The following is a 12,898-nucleotide window of genomic DNA, read 5'->3' on the forward strand; positions in this document are numbered from 1 at the left end:
CCTCCAGAATCCACCCCATCTATAGGGGTATCTGGCAGGTTTCTTCATTCAGGATGTGTTTATAGCTCCGGCCTGCTCAAAAGGAAGGTGACTAATGCGTATTGATCGTTTAACCAGCAAATTACAGTTGGCCTTATCAGACTCCCAATCCTTGGCGGTGGGCCTCGACCACCCGGCCATTGAGCCTGCGCACTTGATGCAGGCACTTCTGGAACAGCAAGGTGGGTCTATCAAACCCTTGCTGATGCAGGTGGGCTTTGACGTCAACAGCCTGCGCAAGGAGTTGAGCAAAGAGCTCGACCAACTGCCGAAAATCCAAAACCCGACCGGCGACGTGAATATGTCCCAGGACCTGGCGCGCCTGCTGAATCAAGCAGACCGCCTGGCCCAGCAGAAGGGCGACCAGTTCATTTCAAGCGAACTGGTGCTGCTCGCCGCCATGGACGAAAACAGCAAGCTCGGCAAGTTGTTGCTGGGCCAGGGTGTAAGCAAAAAAGCCCTGGAGAACGCCATCAACAACCTGCGTGGCGGCGATGCGGTCAATGATCCCAATCATGAGGAGTCACGCCAGGCGCTGGACAAGTACACCGTCGACCTGACCAAACGCGCCGAAGACGGCAAGCTTGACCCGGTGATCGGTCGTGACGACGAGATTCGTCGCACTATCCAGGTCCTGCAGCGCCGCACCAAGAACAACCCGGTGCTGATCGGCGAGCCTGGCGTGGGTAAAACCGCGATTGCCGAAGGCCTGGCCCAGCGCATCATTAATGGTGAAGTGCCGGATGGCCTCAAAGGCAAGCGCCTGCTGTCCCTGGACATGGGGGCGTTGATCGCCGGCGCCAAGTTCCGTGGCGAGTTCGAAGAGCGTCTGAAATCCCTGCTTAATGAACTGTCGAAGCAGGAAGGGCAGATCATCCTGTTTATCGACGAATTGCACACCATGGTCGGTGCCGGTAAAGGCGAGGGCTCCATGGACGCCGGCAACATGCTCAAGCCGGCCCTGGCGCGGGGCGAGTTGCATTGCGTCGGTGCGACCACGCTTAACGAATACCGCCAGTACATTGAAAAGGACGCAGCCCTTGAGCGGCGTTTCCAGAAGGTGTTGGTGGAAGAGCCGAGCGAAGAGGACACCATTGCGATCCTGCGTGGCCTGAAAGAGCGCTATGAGGTCCACCATAAAGTGGCCATCACGGACGGCGCGATCATTGCGGCGGCCAAATTGAGCCATCGCTATATCACTGACCGTCAATTGCCGGACAAGGCTATCGATTTGATCGATGAAGCGGCCAGCCGCATTCGTATGGAAATCGATTCCAAGCCGGAAGTGCTCGATCGCCTGGACCGTCGCCTGATTCAACTGAAAGTCGAATCCCAGGCCCTCAAGAAAGAAGAGGACGAAGCGGCGAAGAAACGCCTGGAAAAACTCCAGGAAGAAATCCTGCGTCTGGAACGTGAGTATTCCGACCTCGAAGAAATCTGGACCTCGGAAAAAGCTGAAGTGCAAGGCTCCGCTCAGATCCAGCAAAAGATCGAGCAGTCGCGCCAGGAGTTGGAAGCTGCGCGCCGTAAAGGTGATCTGAACCGCATGGCCGAGTTGCAGTACGGGGTTATCCCGGACCTGGAACGCAGCCTGCAGATGGTCGACCAGCACGGCAAGCCTGAAAATCAGCTGTTGCGCAGCAAGGTGACCGAGGAAGAAATCGCCGAAGTCGTCTCCAAGTGGACCGGCATTCCAGTGTCGAAAATGCTCGAAGGTGAGCGCGACAAGCTGCTGAAAATGGAGCACCTGTTGCACCAGCGCGTGATCGGCCAGGAAGAGGCCGTTGTGGCGGTGTCCAACGCGGTACGCCGCTCGCGGGCGGGCTTGTCCGACCCGAACCGTCCCAGTGGCTCGTTTATGTTCCTCGGCCCGACTGGTGTGGGTAAGACCGAACTGTGCAAGGCCTTGGCCGAGTTCCTGTTTGACACCGAAGAGGCCATGGTGCGGATTGATATGTCCGAGTTCATGGAGAAACATTCGGTGGCTCGATTGATCGGCGCGCCACCCGGCTATGTCGGCTACGAGGAAGGCGGTTACCTGACCGAAGCCGTGCGGCGTAAGCCTTACTCGGTGATCCTGTTGGATGAGGTCGAGAAAGCTCATCCGGATGTGTTCAACATCCTGCTGCAGGTGCTGGAAGATGGTCGCCTGACCGACAGCCACGGGCGTACGGTGGACTTCCGCAATACAGTGATCGTGATGACCTCCAACCTGGGCTCGGCGCAGATCCAGGAACTGGTGGGGGATCGTGAGGCCCAGCGCGCTGCGGTCATGGATGCGCTGACCTCGCACTTCCGTCCGGAATTTATCAACCGGGTCGACGAAGTGGTGATCTTCGAGCCATTGGCGCGGGATCAGATCGCGGGTATTACCGAGATCCAGTTGGGCCGTCTGCGTGGTCGTCTGGCCGAGCGCGAGCTGTCGCTGGAGCTGAGCCGCGAGGCGTTGGACAAGCTGATCGCGGTCGGTTACGACCCGGTGTATGGCGCACGGCCTTTGAAGCGTGCGATCCAGCGCTGGATCGAGAACCCGCTGGCGCAACTGATCCTGTCGGGCAGCTTTATGCCGGGCACGAGCGTCGAAGCCACGGTGGAAAACGACGAAATCGTCTTCCACTGAGCTCACACAGCAAGCTAATAAGAGAAGGCCCCGCATCGCGGGGCCTTTTTTTTCGATAGGGCGTTGAACTGTAAGGCAAAGGCTTGTAAAGTGCGCCCCGCAGCAACGTCAGCCCGCGGGTTTCTTCTCCCTAAGAAGAAATCAGAAAGAAGCGCAAATCATTGTCTTAAAAGCAATTTAAAGGGTTGACAGGGGTTTTTAAGATTGTAGAATAGCGCGCCTCAGAGACGCTAACGTAGCGATACGGACAGGGTCGAAGAGAAAGGTTACACCGCAGTAAAAGTTGTACTTTGAAATATGTAGTTCCGTGATAGCTCAGTCGGTAGAGCAAATGACTGTTAATCATTGGGTCCCAGGTTCGAGTCCTGGTCACGGAGCCAATTTCAAACCGGGGTATAGCGCAGTCCGGTAGCGCGCCTGCTTTGGGAGCAGGATGTCGGGAGTTCGAATCCCCCTACCCCGACCATATTTGGGTCGTTAGCTCAGTTGGTAGAGCAGTTGGCTTTTAACCAATTGGTCGTAGGTTCGAATCCCACACGACCCACCATTTTTGAGACCAGTTAACGCTGGAATCGAATCTTAAGATCAGAGGCCAAAAGCGCTGATCGAAGAAGGCGACTGAAAGGTCGCCTTTTTTTTCCGGGGTATAGCGCAGTCCGGTAGCGCGCCTGCTTTGGGAGCAGGATGTCAGGAGTTCGAATCCCCTTACCCCGACCATATTAAAAATCCTCGTATCGAAAGATACGGGGATTTTTTTTATCCGCGATTTTTGTGGTACCGCAGCAAATGCGGGAGCGAGCAAGCCCACTTCCCGCATCAGGTTGTGGTGTTAATGCAATTTGAGGCGTGGCTCAGTGCCTCGTCCAATCCTGCTGCCCAGCATCAGCATGGCCGTGCGGAAGAAGCCGTACAGCGCCATTTGGTGCATGCGGTACAGCGACACATAGAACATCCGCGCCAACCAGCCCTCCAGCATTACGCTGCCCGTCAGGTTGCCCATCAAGTTACCCACCGCCGAGAAGCGCGACAGCGAGATCAGCGAGCCGTAGTCGGTGTACTTGTAGGTCGGCAGCTCCTTGCCTTCGATCCGCAACTTGAGCGACTTGGCCAGCAACGACGCCTGCTGGTGAGCGGCCTGGGCCCGTGGCGGCACGTTGCGGTCGGTTCCGGGTTGTGGGCAGGCGGCGCAATCGCCGAAGGCAAAGATATTCTCGTCGCGGGTGGTTTGCAGGGTCTGCAGCACCTGCAACTGATTGATGCGGTTGGTTTCCAGTCCATCGATATCCTTGAGGAAGCCCGGTGCGCGAATCCCGGCGGCCCATACCTTCAAGCTGGCGGGAATCACTTGGCCGCTGCTGGTGATCAAAGCATCGGCGGTGACTTCACTCACCGCAGCGTTGGTCAGCACGGTGACGCCAAGTTTCTCCAGGGTTTTATGCACAGGCCCGCCGATACGCTCCGGCAAGGCCGGCAGCACCCGTGGGCCGGCTTCGATCAGGGTGATGTGCATGTTTTCCGGCTTGATGCGGTCCAGACCATAAGCGGCCAGTTCATGGGCGGCGTTATGCAGTTCTGCGGCCAGTTCGACACCGGTTGCGCCGGCGCCGACGATGGCGACACTGATCTTTTCCACCACGTCTGTCTGCCCGGCATGGGCGCGCAGGTAGTGATTAAGTAACTGCTGGTGAAAGCGCTCGGCCTGTTTGCGGGTATCTAGAAACAGGCAGTGCTGCGCCGCGCCCTCGGTGCCGAAATCGTTGGTGGTGCTGCCGACCGCGATCACCAGGCTGTCATAGCCCAGCACGCGGGCAGGCACCAGTTCGCGGCCTTCTTCGTCGAGGGTGGCGGCCAGCTGAATTTTTTTCTGTTCACGGTCGAGCCCGCTCATGCGTCCCAGTTGGAACTCGAAGTGGTTCCATTTGGCTTGGGCGACGTAATTGAGTTCGTCTTCCGAAGAGTTCAGCGAGCCGGCGGCCACTTCGTGCAGCAGGGGCTTCCAGATATGGGTCAGGTTGGTGTCCACCAGCGTGATGCTGGCGGTGCCGCGCTTGCCCAGGGTCTTACCCAGGCGGGTAGCCAACTCCAGGCCGCCGGCACCGCCGCCGACGATAATAATACGATGGGTCATGGGGATATCTCGCAAGGCTAAAAGAAATCGGAGCAGTTACCCCCGCGAGCGCCAGGCGGCTCATAGCGTCAGGTAACTCAAAAGGCGACTCAGCAGGCCAAGCCCGATCACCACCGTCAGCACCACACCGAGGAGCAGCCACGGCCTGAAAGGCTTGCGCTCGACTCGGTTTTGGGAGAGTTGCAGGTACTCTTCGACATGCTGTTGGTCGTCGGGGTTCAGGCGGCTGGTCATATAAGGCCTCGTCAGGTAGACGTTGCAAAAGGGCGCCACGTTACAGTCCGCGGTATCAGAGGCTGATACCCACGTCGAACACTATGCTGCGGCCCAGGTTGTTGCGCAAGAAATCGGGTGCGTCCGGGTGGGCAAACAGCACCCGCGCAAACGTCGGCCCCACCAGTGACAGCGAGCGCCAGCCCTGACGCAGGTATTCGGTGGGCGGTGGAAAGTGACTGTTGAGGTCGAGCACTTCGCGCTTGAGGCTGGCGAAGGCGACGATATCCAGTTCGCCCAGGTCCATCCCGCGCTCTTTATAGTTGTGCGCTTTTTTACGCAAGGTGGGCGCCAGGCGCAGCAGGAACTCATGGGCGGGGATGCGCCGCGGCTTGGCTTCGCGCCGCACCAGTTGGCTAAGGGAGAAGGCATTGCGCCGGCGTAGCAACTCGTCGCGCCATTCGTCGTTCAGCCGCCGGCCTTCATCCAGCACGAAAAACACCTCGAAACTGGCATCGCGGAACAGCACATCCGGTGGCTCTTGCCCCGCCGGGTGAAACTCTTCGGCGCGATAAGACACATTCAAGCCCTGTAACAGGCGCTGGCAGACCCAACGCTCACGCTCCCATTTGCGGGCATTGGACAGGAACGCGTTGGCTTGTTCGGCCGCTACGGTGAGCAGGCGCAGGTAGTCTGAGTCATCCATAGCCAGCAGCTTAGCGCTCAAATGTGATGATAAAAACAGAGGCGGGGGCATTTCCTTCAGTTGCGTGGGATTTTCCACCTGGTTCGCGCTGCTTCATCGGCATTCACGCCGTCACTGAACGACGCTGGCTACCGGCCTTAGTCGTACAGGGCTTGAAAGGTCGATCACTGCAGTCATACTCACGCCAAGTGAGCGAGCCTTGATCTGAGGAGTGTGTGGTGAGGTATTTTGCATTAATAGCGCTCAGCGTGTTGCCCCTGTTGGCGCAGGCTGTCGAAGTAGGCGAGCGCGTGGCCCCCTGGACCTTGCTGGATCAGTACGATCAGGCCTACACCTTGAATGACCAGGCGCAGATCCTGTTGGTCGCCCGTAGCATGGATGCCGCCAAGCAAGTCGACGCAGCATTGCAGGGGCAGCCCAAGGGCTATCTTGAAGCACGACATGCGGTGTTCGTTGCGGACATTCAGCGCATGCCCCGATTGGTCGCCACGTTGTTCGCCGTGCCTGCCATGCGGGCTTACAACTACCGGGTGATGCTGGACCGTGACGCACGTATTGCGCCTCGCTACCCAGGGCCTGTGGATAAAGTGCTGTGGTTGCAACTGGCGAACGGCAAGTTGGTTGGCCAGCGCGAATACGGCTCTGCCGCTGACCTGCGCCAGGCGTTGGAGCGGGCGGCGCCGTGATCAGCGCCGCGGTGCTGGCGCCAATGACGCTTGGCATCGGCTGGCTGTTGTATGCGCCAGTGGTGATTTGGGCGATCCTGCGCTCGCCCTGGGTTGAGGTATTTGCCGACCGGCGGCGTCAGCATCTGCTGTTCGGTACGGTGTTCGCGTTGTTTATGTTGTGGTTGGTGCGGCGCGATTTCGATACCGGCGTTTCCTACCATTTTATTGGCATGACCGCCGTGACCCTGCTGCTGGATTGGCCGCTGGCGATCGTCGGCGGTTTTGCTGCCCAGTTGGGGCTGATGTTGCTCGGACGTCAGGACCTGGCCGCCCTTGGCATCAACGGTCTGCTGCTGGTCGTGCTGCCGGTGCTGGTCACCGAGGCCTGCGCACTGCTGGTAGAGCGGGCGCAACCACGCAATCCCTTTGTGTATATCTTCTGTTCCGGTTTTTTTGCCGCCGCGTTGTCGGCTTTGCTCTGCCTGTTGCTGGGGCTGGGCTTGCTGTGGTTCGACGGGCGTTTTGCCATGCCGCAATGGCTGGAAGACTTCGTCGGCTACCTCTGGCTGATCATCTTCCCCGAGGCGTTTATCAACGGCACGGTGATCAGCGCTCTGGTGGTGTTCTGCCCGGAATGGCTGGAGACATTTAACCGTACACGCTACCTCTCGGCGCCCTGGAAGGACGACGATTCGCAGCCTTGATCCAGATCAAATCCAGTGTGTCGTGGCGAGCCCATGCTGCGCAAAACTAATATGAGTAATGCGAGGAGCGCGGATCATGAGTGTGTATGAATGGGCACGGCAGGAGCTACGCAGAAGCCAGGATGCGGCACAGGAAATTGGTTTTGACCCTGGCTTGACCCTGCGCGCGATGCTCAGCGCCGTCGTGCAGCAGAGCAAGGGCGTGCGCAGCTTTGAAGACCTGGCCGACGAGCTGCAATACCTTGCAGAGAACCTCGACGACCAGCAGGAATATGCCTTTATGCGGCCTTAGTGGCGCGGCGGCAGGTCTTCGGAAAACAGCTCGTCTTCAGCATCCGGAGCCACGGGAATTTTATGTTCTTCAGCGGCCCAGGCACCCAGGTCGATGAGTTTGCAACGGTCCGAGCAGAACGGCCGGTTGAGGTTGTCGGGTTTCCATTCCACGGGTGCACCGCAGGTTGGGCAGTCGACGGTCAAGGGTTGGCTCATGATCGGCCTCCACGCAAAGTAAGGTAAAAGTGGTGCAGTCGCTCGACCTCGCTGTGCAGCCAGGCGAGGTCTTTGTCGTTGACCAGCACGTCATCGGCATGGTTCAGGCGGTCTTCACGGCTGCATTGGGCCTTGAGAATCGCTTGCACCTGCTGTTCGCTGATGCCGTCGCGCTGCAGGGTACGCTGTATCTGCAGCGATTGCGGCACATCGATCACCAGAATGCGCTGGGTCATGCTGTACTGGCCGGACTCGATCAGTAACGGCGACACCAGGATCGCGTATGGCGAGCGTGCACGCGCCAGATGGCTGCGAATCTCTTCGCCGATCAGTGGGTGCAACAGACCTTCCAGCCATAGGCGCTCTTCGGGGACTTCAAAGATCAGCTTGCGCAACGCGGCGCGGTCCAACTGGCCGTCAGGCTGCAGCACGCCTGCACCGAAGTGCTCGGCGATGCGCGCAAGTGCCGGTCGGCCCGGTTCGACCACCCAGCGCGCGGCGTGGTCGGCGTCGACGAGGTCGATGCCCAGGTCGATGAAGTGTTGAGCCGCGGCGCTTTTACCGCTGCCGATGCCGCCGGTGAGGCCAAGAACCCAAGGTGTTGCAACAGAAGTGGTCATCTGAAACCGACAGACTGCAAATAGAAGTCGGTTATTTGACCACCCCAGAGCAATGCAATCCAGCCGGCAATTGCCAGATACGGCCCAAAGGGCATGGGCGTCGACGCTTGGGCGTTGCGCAGGCGCATCAGGATCAGGCCGATGATCACCCCGACCAGCGAGGCCATCAACAGTGTCATGGGGACTATCTGCCAGCCACCCCAGGCCCCGAGCAGGGCCAGTAGCTTAAAGTCGCCGTGGCCCATGCCGTCCTTGCCGGTGATCAGCTTGAAGAGCCAGAAAACGCTCCACAGGCTCATGTATCCAAGCACCGCTCCCCACAGCGCATCGGGCAGTGTCGTCAGTAACCCAAAAGCATTGACGATCAGCCCCAGCCATAGCAGCGGTAGCACCAGCACATCCGGCAGCAACTGATGGTCGATATCGATCAAGCTCATTGCCAGCAATCCCCAGCTCACCACCAGCACCGCTGCGGCCTGCCAGCCGAAGCCGAAGTGCCAGGCCACCAGTGCCGAGATCAGGCCGCACCCCAGTTCGGTCAATGGGTAGCGCGCACCAATTGACCCCTGGCAGTGGGCGCAGCGGCCCCTGAGCAGCAGGTAACTGAACACGGGGATATTTTCCCAGGGGCGTATTGCATGCCCACAGTGGGGGCAGCAGGAGTTCGGGTGCATCAGGTTGTAGGTCGGTCCCAGGGGCTCGGCGGGCAAACCGAGCACTTCATGGGCCTGGGCGCGCCATTCGCGTTCGAGTATTTTTGGCAAACGCCAGACCAGCACATTGAGAAAGCTGCCGACGATCAGCCCCAGCACTGACGCGATCGCGACAAAGGCCCACGGGTACTCGCTTAACAGCAGGCTCAAAATGCGCTCCCCAGCTGGAACACCGGCAGGTACATGGCGATCACCAGTGCTCCGACAATGCCCCCCAGTATCACCATGATCAACGGCTCCATCAGGCTGGTGAGGTTGTCGACCAGGTTGTCCACATCGGTTTCATAGTGGTGGGCGACTTTTTCCAGCATGCGTTCCAGCGTGCCCGACTCTTCGCCGATCGCGGTCATCTGGATCGCCATGCCAGGGAACAGGCCGTTGGCGAGCATGGATTGATTCAACTGCATGCCGGTAGATACATCGCGACGCATACGCTCGATTGCCTGTTTGAACGGACCGTTTCCCGCCGCACCCGCCACGCAATCCAACGCCTGCACCAATGGGACACCGGCGGCAAAGGTCGTGGAAAGGGTGCGGGCGAAGCGGGCTACGGCGGATTTTGTCAGCAGTTTGCCTGCCAGCGGCGCTTTCAACAAACCGGCATCCAGCCAATAGCGAAAACCCGGCGAGGTTTGATACGCATGGCGCAGCCCCACCGTGCCTGTCCCCAGGCCCAGCGCCAATATCCACCAAGCCTGCTGCATAAACGCTGACAGAGCGATGACATGCAAGGTAAACCCTGGCAGTTCGCCGTTGACCCCGGCGAACAAAGTCTGGAATTGCGGCACCACATGGATCAGCAGCACGGCAGTCACAACGCTGGCGATCACCAGTACAGCAATGGGGTAGGTCATGGCCTTCTTGATCCGAGCCTTGAGCAGCTCGCTCTTCTCCCGGTGGATCGCCACGCGCTCGAGGAGGGAGTCGAGTGCCCCGGCCTGCTCGCCGGCAGCGACCAGGTTGCAGTACAAGTCATCGAAATAGCGTGGGTGTTTGCGCAGCGCGACGGCCAGGCTGGTACCGGCGGCGATCTGTTGCTTCAGGCTTTGCACCAGTTCGCGCGCAGGGCGATTGTCAAAGCCTTCACTGATGATGTCGAAGGCCTGCAAAAGGGCGATCCCCGCTTTGAGCAGCGTGGCCAGTTGGCGCGTAAACAGGGTGATATCGGCTGATTTGATCGCTGGGCCCAGGCTCGGCAGCACCGGAGATTTTTGGCGCACTCGTCCAGGGCTAATGCCTTGCTGACGCAACTGCGCCTTGACCACGGTCGGGTTGTGCCCGGCGGTTTGCCCGGACACCCGGCGTCCTTTGCGGTTGATGCCTTCCCAGGCGTATGTCGTCGAAGCATTGCTCATGTCACAGTTCCGCACACAGGTCGTCGAAGATTTATAGCGTAGTCAGGTGACGGACTCCGGCCCGATGATGTGAGCCGATAAAATGTCAGAATGTGCGTCTTGCGCGCGATCGACCCCCTGCGGGTGAGTACACTGGCGCCGCTGTACACCACGGGGCGCAGGATGCGCCTTGTCATGAGTTCTATTCTGGAGAGTGAATGTGATGCGTCAGAAAGGCTTTACCTTGATCGAATTGTTGATCGTCGTGGCAATCATCGGCATTTTGGCCACCATCGGCCTGCCCATGTACACCACGCACCAGGCCAAGGCCAAGTTCACCGCCGGCCTGGCTGAAATCAGCGCCTTGAAGGCGGGCTATGAAGACACGATCAACCAGGGCAGCGTGCCGACGCTGGCGTTGATCGGTGGTACCAGCCCCACCGCCAATTGCAAGATCGATGTGACCGGGGATGTGGCCACGGGCGCGGGCGCCATCCGGTGTGAAATCCTCGACGCACCGGCGCCGGTGCTGGGCAAGACCATCAGCCTGACACGCAGCGCCACCACTGGCTGGACGTGCACCACCAGCGCTGAAGCCAAGTACGTCGGCAAAGGTTGCGGCGCCGACGGTGCGTAACGGCTGAGCCATCCACAGGGACGCAGAGGGGCCGATGGGGTTATCCGTAGCGCAGCGAGGCGGTGTTTTCCTGGTAGTCGTGGCGTGCCTGCTCACGGTCGGGATTTGCGCGCCGTTCAGTGGGCACGACCTGCAACGCGTCATGCAGATCGCCATCGCGCTGTGCGCGGTGCTTTACGCGCTGTCGGTGGCCCCTGCCGAACCCCAGGTGGATCGTGTGACGGCCTGGGGGCTGGCACTGATTGTGGGGCTGGGCCTTGTGTCTTCGGTGCTGGCCCATCAACCGTTGTGGGCACTTACCGAAGTGGCGCTGTTTGTCAGTTGTGCGGCCATCTCCCTGGCATTTGCCTTGCTCCGTCGGCGGGGAGGCGAGCCCTTGGATCGAGGCTTGATGCTGATTGTGGCGCTGCTGTGCCTGATCAAATTGATTCAATACCTGTATGCCGGTGCGCTGGCGTTCACCAGTGGCGCACGCACGCTGGACCCTGATCTGCTGCTGTCGGGGTTTTCCAACAAGCGTTTCTACGGTCAGTTCCAGACCTTCACCCTGCCGTTGCTGGCGTTGCCCCTGCTGATGCCGACCGTCTCCCGCACTGTGCGAGCGGCTACCTTCGCGCTGTTGTGCGGGTGGTGGCTGATCGCAATCGGGGGCGGCACGCGCGGTACCTGGCTCGGCATGGGCGTGGCTGGCGTCGTATTGGCGGTGCTTGGTCCTTGGGGGCGGCGCTGGCTCGGTTGGCAGTTGGCGGCCATGCTGGGCGGGTTGTTGCTGTATGGGCTGATATTTACGCTGCTGGCGGATTACCTGGGGATTGAGCTCGCCAACGCTGCCAGTGAACGCCTCACCACCTCGCTGTCGGGGCGCGGCCCGATCTGGTGGCAGGCGTGGCATATGCTCGTGGAACGCCCATGGTTGGGTTTCGGGCCGATGCATTTTGCCGATCTTGCCAACAGGATTGCCGCCCATCCCCATCAGGCGATGCTGCAGTGGGCCAGCGAATGGGGTGTGCCATCGGCCCTGTGCGTGACGTTTTTGGCGTGGCGTGCCGGCTGGGCCACGGTTGCGGTGTTGCGCGAGCGGGCGCAGTCCGGCGCGCGCGCAGACCTGTTGCGCTTATGCCTGTTTGCAGGGTTGGTCGGTGCGCTGGTCCAGGCGATGGTCGATGGTGTGATCGTGATGCCCAACTCCCAAGTGTGGCTGGCGCTGGTGGTGGGATGGCTGATGGCGCTGCATGTGTGGCGCACGCCGGTGACCGCGACGCAACCGTTGGCGTGGCGCGCATGGACAGGGTTGAGTGTGTTGGCCGTTGGTCTGCTGGTGTACATCGCCCTGCGCGACGTGCCCCATATCAGTCAGGCCCAGCAGCAGTACCTGAGTGGCGAGAGCCGGCACCTGCAGCCACGCTTCTGGGCCCAGGGCGTGATTGCTCGCTGAGGCGTGCAAGTTGCCGGACGCCCAATGCGGTGCTAGCTTTAGCCCACCGCCCGTGTAGCTCAGTTGGTAGAGCAGCGCACTCGTAACGCGAAGGTCGCAGGTTCGATTCCTGTCTCGGGCACAAGGGCAACACTGCTACAAATGCAACGTTTTCAGATGATCCCAGAATGGTTCTGAAGGCCAGACGAACCGGCATAGGTGCCTGTTCTTTTGTATCTGCGCAACCTTGATGACCCAGATGCATCCCCATTCCTTGATCTAAGAGAACAGACATGACCACGACTGAAATGACCCAGCAGGCCCGGCACGAAGAAGCGCTCAAGAAGTACCTTGAGGACACGCCGCAGCTTAAAGAAGAGATCAAGGACCTGAGCGCCGATGACCAGCGCGACCAGATCCAGTGGGCATTCGAGGACGAGGCCGAGAGCCAGGGCCTTCAGCCCTGGGAGCTGACCCTCAAGTACACCTCGACACCTGAGGCGTTCGAAGCGGCACGGCTGGCCCTGCACAAAGAGGCTGCCGAAGTGCTGGGTGTCGAATGGGAAGAATACTGCGAGATGAATAACCTGGTCGTTTGATGCGAACGTACCTT

At 59.8% G+C, this 12,898-nt stretch carries 14 protein-coding genes and 5 tRNA genes; 12 read left to right on the top strand and 7 right to left on the bottom strand.

Translation table 11 applies throughout. From position 1 onward, the window contains the following. Positions 1 to 94: 94 nt before the first annotated feature. The 5 genes from clpB (at position 95) to KZX66_RS00480 (ending at position 3,376) form a co-directional block, all read left to right on the top strand. Positions 95 to 2,659 (top strand): ATP-dependent chaperone ClpB, encoded by a 2,565-nt coding sequence (clpB, locus tag KZX66_RS00460; protein WP_248075142.1) that lies wholly within the window; start codon positions 95 to 97, stop codon positions 2,657 to 2,659. A 304-nt stretch (positions 2,660 to 2,963) separates the two neighbouring features. Next, positions 2,964 to 3,039, top strand: a tRNA-Asn gene (locus KZX66_RS00465). A gap of 9 nt (positions 3,040 to 3,048) precedes the next feature. Next, positions 3,049 to 3,125, top strand: a tRNA-Pro gene (locus tag KZX66_RS00470). 5 nt (positions 3,126 to 3,130) lie between these two features. Beyond that, positions 3,131 to 3,206: transfer RNA gene (locus KZX66_RS00475), tRNA-Lys, on the top strand. Positions 3,207 to 3,299: 93 nt separating this feature from the next. Beyond that, positions 3,300 to 3,376: transfer RNA gene (locus tag KZX66_RS00480), tRNA-Pro, on the top strand. A 112-nt stretch (positions 3,377 to 3,488) separates the two neighbouring features. Here KZX66_RS00480 and KZX66_RS00485 read toward each other — a convergent pair. Genes KZX66_RS00485 through KZX66_RS00495 form a run of 3 tightly spaced genes read right to left on the bottom strand, consistent with a single transcriptional unit; the run spans position 3,489 to position 5,706 of the window. Beyond that, positions 3,489 to 4,787: an NAD(P)/FAD-dependent oxidoreductase gene (locus KZX66_RS00485; protein WP_248075144.1), complete on the bottom strand. Its 1,299-nt coding sequence runs from the start codon at positions 4,785 to 4,787 to the stop codon at positions 3,489 to 3,491. 60 nt (positions 4,788 to 4,847) lie between these two features. Then, on the bottom strand, positions 4,848 to 5,021 hold the full coding sequence (locus tag KZX66_RS00490; protein WP_248075146.1) for a DUF3094 family protein: 174 nt from the start codon (positions 5,019 to 5,021) through the stop codon (positions 4,848 to 4,850). 55 nt (positions 5,022 to 5,076) lie between these two features. After that, entirely contained in the window at positions 5,077 to 5,706 is a 630-nt protein-coding gene (locus tag KZX66_RS00495; RefSeq protein ID WP_248075147.1) for a DUF1780 domain-containing protein, read from the bottom strand. Between the two features lie 218 nt (positions 5,707 to 5,924). On the opposite strand from KZX66_RS00495, the gene KZX66_RS00500 reads away from it, so the two are divergent. The 3 genes from KZX66_RS00500 (at position 5,925) to KZX66_RS00510 (ending at position 7,370) form a co-directional block, all read left to right on the top strand. Continuing rightward, positions 5,925 to 6,392 (top strand): FAD/FMN-containing dehydrogenase, encoded by a 468-nt coding sequence (locus KZX66_RS00500; protein ID WP_248075149.1) that lies wholly within the window; start codon positions 5,925 to 5,927, stop codon positions 6,390 to 6,392. Further along, entirely contained in the window at positions 6,389 to 7,078 is a 690-nt protein-coding gene (locus KZX66_RS00505; protein WP_248075151.1) for an energy-coupling factor ABC transporter permease, read from the top strand. The genes KZX66_RS00500 and KZX66_RS00505 overlap by 4 nt, the downstream gene beginning before the upstream one ends. A gap of 76 nt (positions 7,079 to 7,154) precedes the next feature. Next, positions 7,155 to 7,370: a hypothetical protein gene (locus KZX66_RS00510; RefSeq protein WP_003171680.1), complete on the top strand. Its 216-nt coding sequence runs from the start codon at positions 7,155 to 7,157 to the stop codon at positions 7,368 to 7,370. On the opposite strand, the gene yacG is transcribed toward KZX66_RS00510, so the two are convergent. The 4 genes from yacG to KZX66_RS00530 are packed head-to-tail and all read right to left on the bottom strand — an operon-like array spanning position 7,367 to position 10,255. Beyond that, complete coding sequence (yacG, locus tag KZX66_RS00515; protein WP_065887991.1) at positions 7,367 to 7,567, bottom strand: DNA gyrase inhibitor YacG; 201 nt, start codon at positions 7,565 to 7,567, stop codon at positions 7,367 to 7,369. The genes KZX66_RS00510 and yacG overlap by 4 nt on opposite strands. Continuing rightward, positions 7,564 to 8,187 carry a dephospho-CoA kinase gene (coaE, locus tag KZX66_RS00520; protein ID WP_248075153.1) on the bottom strand — a complete coding sequence of 208 codons (624 nt, stop codon included), beginning with the start codon at positions 8,185 to 8,187 and terminating at the stop codon, positions 7,564 to 7,566. Before coaE ends, yacG begins: the two co-directional genes overlap by 4 nt. Then, positions 8,184 to 9,050, bottom strand: coding sequence for an A24 family peptidase (locus tag KZX66_RS00525; protein ID WP_248075156.1), 867 nt, complete (start codon positions 9,048 to 9,050; stop codon positions 8,184 to 8,186). The genes coaE and KZX66_RS00525 overlap by 4 nt, the downstream gene beginning before the upstream one ends. Further along, positions 9,047 to 10,255, bottom strand: coding sequence for a type II secretion system F family protein (locus tag KZX66_RS00530; protein WP_248075158.1), 1,209 nt, complete (start codon positions 10,253 to 10,255; stop codon positions 9,047 to 9,049). Before KZX66_RS00530 ends, KZX66_RS00525 begins: the two co-directional genes overlap by 4 nt. A 202-nt stretch (positions 10,256 to 10,457) precedes the next feature. Here KZX66_RS00530 and KZX66_RS00535 point away from each other — a divergent pair, with 202 nt between their 5' ends. The 4 genes from KZX66_RS00535 (at position 10,458) to KZX66_RS00550 (ending at position 12,884) form a co-directional block, all read left to right on the top strand. Further along, complete coding sequence (locus tag KZX66_RS00535) at positions 10,458 to 10,871, top strand: pilin (RefSeq protein WP_282445783.1); 414 nt, start codon at positions 10,458 to 10,460, stop codon at positions 10,869 to 10,871. Between the two features lie 34 nt (positions 10,872 to 10,905). Next, positions 10,906 to 12,306, top strand: coding sequence for an O-antigen ligase family protein (locus KZX66_RS00540; protein ID WP_248075162.1), 1,401 nt, complete (start codon positions 10,906 to 10,908; stop codon positions 12,304 to 12,306). A 48-nt stretch (positions 12,307 to 12,354) separates the two neighbouring features. Beyond that, positions 12,355 to 12,427, top strand: a tRNA-Thr gene (locus KZX66_RS00545). 151 nt (positions 12,428 to 12,578) lie between these two features. Further along, positions 12,579 to 12,884 (top strand): DUF6388 family protein, encoded by a 306-nt coding sequence (locus tag KZX66_RS00550; RefSeq protein ID WP_248075164.1) that lies wholly within the window; start codon positions 12,579 to 12,581, stop codon positions 12,882 to 12,884. Positions 12,885 to 12,898 lie beyond the last annotated feature (14 nt).

It is taken from the genome of Pseudomonas sp. EYE_354, from assembly GCF_023148575.1.
Taxonomy (GTDB): Bacteria; Pseudomonadota; Gammaproteobacteria; order Pseudomonadales; family Pseudomonadaceae; genus Aquipseudomonas.